Annotated in this window: 2 protein-coding genes; both read left to right on the top strand. The window is 34.3% G+C overall.

Features of this window, described 5'->3' with window-relative positions:
- Positions 1-201 precede the first annotated feature (201 nt).
- Positions 202-1164 (top strand): hypothetical protein, encoded by a 963-nt coding sequence (locus HC176_RS15460; protein WP_167919871.1) that lies wholly within the window; start codon positions 202-204, stop codon positions 1162-1164.
- A 286-nt stretch (positions 1165-1450) separates the two neighbouring features.
- Positions 1451-1897, top strand: coding sequence for a helix-turn-helix domain-containing protein (locus HC176_RS15465; RefSeq protein WP_209309732.1), 447 nt, complete (start codon positions 1451-1453; stop codon positions 1895-1897).
- Positions 1898-2234 lie beyond the last annotated feature (337 nt).

Here is a 2234-nt window from a genome sequence, read left to right on the forward strand (position 1 = left end):
CAATCCCTGGGCAATAAATCACCCAGGGAATATAAACCTCGATTCGGGGAAGAATTCTTCCCCGAATCGAATGATATTAATGAAAATTTATTGAATTTAGCTGTGTCTTAAATTGGGTAAGGCTACATTTTTAGGGAAGGTTACATTTTTAGGGAAGGTTACATAAGCTGTTGACAGAAACAAACAAAATTCTAAAGAAGAATGAGTAGGGTTTTAATAATTTTCATTTTTTATTTTGTTGGGAATAACCTCTATTCTCAGTGTCTTACGCTTCAAAGCAGTAAAAAATTAGATGTATTTTTTGAGGATATTGAGCTCAAAAAGGCACCTGAAAAAGTTGAAAATTTAGTTACGGCAATTACTTCTAAAATATTTCCAAGTCCCAAAGATACAGTTAAAGTTGTTGGCTATATTAACAAGTATGATGAGCATCCTTCAGCTTATGCAACCAGTGATAATCTTTCAGATGATTTTATTAATTCAGAGAAAGTTGTTGGTAAAGTAGAAACTGGCTTTATTTGGCTTGACTACAAATGGATGACAAGTACTTGGAAAAAAAGAAATTACAATCTTCAACCAGATGTTGTCTTTTTAATAGGACACGAAATAGCTCATATTGTTCACGAAAAGGATACTCAATGGCAGAGAAAGGTAGAGCTTGATTCTCTTGGGAAACCAAAATTTGATAAAAGAGGGCAACCAATTTTCCAAATAGATGCTGATGGAAATTATATTGGTTTTTTTAGTTATATACCAGATGAACTAGTGTCAAATGCAAAGGAAATTCACGCTGACTATGCTGGAGGCATCATTTTGTACGATTTAATGTTATTCAAACACGACTCTTGGCTCAAATCAGAAGATAAAGGCATAAGAAAGGCTCACCAAGCACGATATGATAAAATAGTTAATTCAGTAGTTAAAATGATACGAAAAGACTTAGCACCTAACTGTTCGGTTAGTCACGGTAGTGCTGAAGATAGAGTCAAATTTTTCTTAAAAGGCATAAATGATAGGAGAAATGATTTAAACCAATTTAAAAAACTAAGGCAAAGAATTACTGTAATGAACTCACCAATTGGAATACAGGACTTACTAAAAAAAGAAGGGCAATTTATAAAGGACTACGTTACATCTGATGAATATAAAGTCTGTCCGAAATAAAAAACGTGTTACAACACCGTGTATAGCTCATTGCTAATGAGTTGCTTAAACCGAAGTTAAGGCGTATTTGGAAAGTCGCCAAATTTTTAAATTTGACGATTTCCAAAAAGTAAGATAAATAGTAAAATTTAAAAATTTGGCTTGTGGCTAAACCGAAAAATAATCGCTAATTTGGACGCAACGAGCCATACACAAAACCGTTGTAACACATTTGACCAATGAACTTTCCTGAAATAGGTTGACTAAAAATTAAGCAATTAATTACAGTCACTTATGAAAATACAAAATGAACACTGGCGAAAAAAAAAGCTACCAGAAAGTAACTTTAGAAACTAAGCTTTTAGTCGTTGACCAAATTCTAACCGGGCACATCTCAAACAACCAAGCTTCAAAAAAATACGACGTTCCCAGGACAACCATTGCCTATTGGCTGAGAAAATACAGTACCTTAGTGCAACAAAACAATGGTATGAGCAAGAACGACGAGATTAAAAGGTTAAGGGAGAAGATTGAAGAACTGGAGTTCCAGAAAGATTTCCAACAGGACATTATCGCTGATATGGAACTTATTACAGGCGTGGATATGTCAAAAAAGTCGTTGCCCAAAACATTAGCAAAAGAGATAGAGCTAAAGAAAAAAGCCCGTATAAAAGAAAATGGCTCTATGGATGTTTTGGGATATCCAAACAAGCCTTCTACAAAAGACTCAAAGCACAAAAGAAAAAAGAAATAGACCATCAGAAGCTAATAAAAATGGTCAAGGACTACCGTAAAAAAGTAGGCTCTAAAACGGGTGGAACCAAACTCTATACTGAACTAAAACAAGACTTTATAGACGCTGATATTAAGATTGGCAGGGATAAGTTCTATCGATTTCTCAGGCTAAACAATCTTTTGATTCCCAAAACCAAAAATTACATCACAACCACAAACTCAAACCATATGGAGTTGCTACCTTTACTCGGACATAAAATTTAAGACCGTTTGTTACAAAACAAATATCTTAGAAACATGAAAAAACGATATTACAGCCCCGAATTAAAGGAACAGGCGGTTCGCTTAAGCTACCA

Source organism: Tamlana crocina (assembly GCF_012037625.1).

Excerpts from the sequence above, each read along its gene's own strand:
- HC176_RS15460 (WP_167919871.1), top strand. The coding sequence starts at position 202 with ATGAGTAGGGTTTTAATAATTTTCATTTTTTATTTTGTTGGGAATAAC.
- HC176_RS15465 (WP_209309732.1), top strand. The coding sequence starts at position 1,451 with ATGAACACTGGCGAAAAAAAAAGCTACCAGAAAGTAACTTTAGAAACT.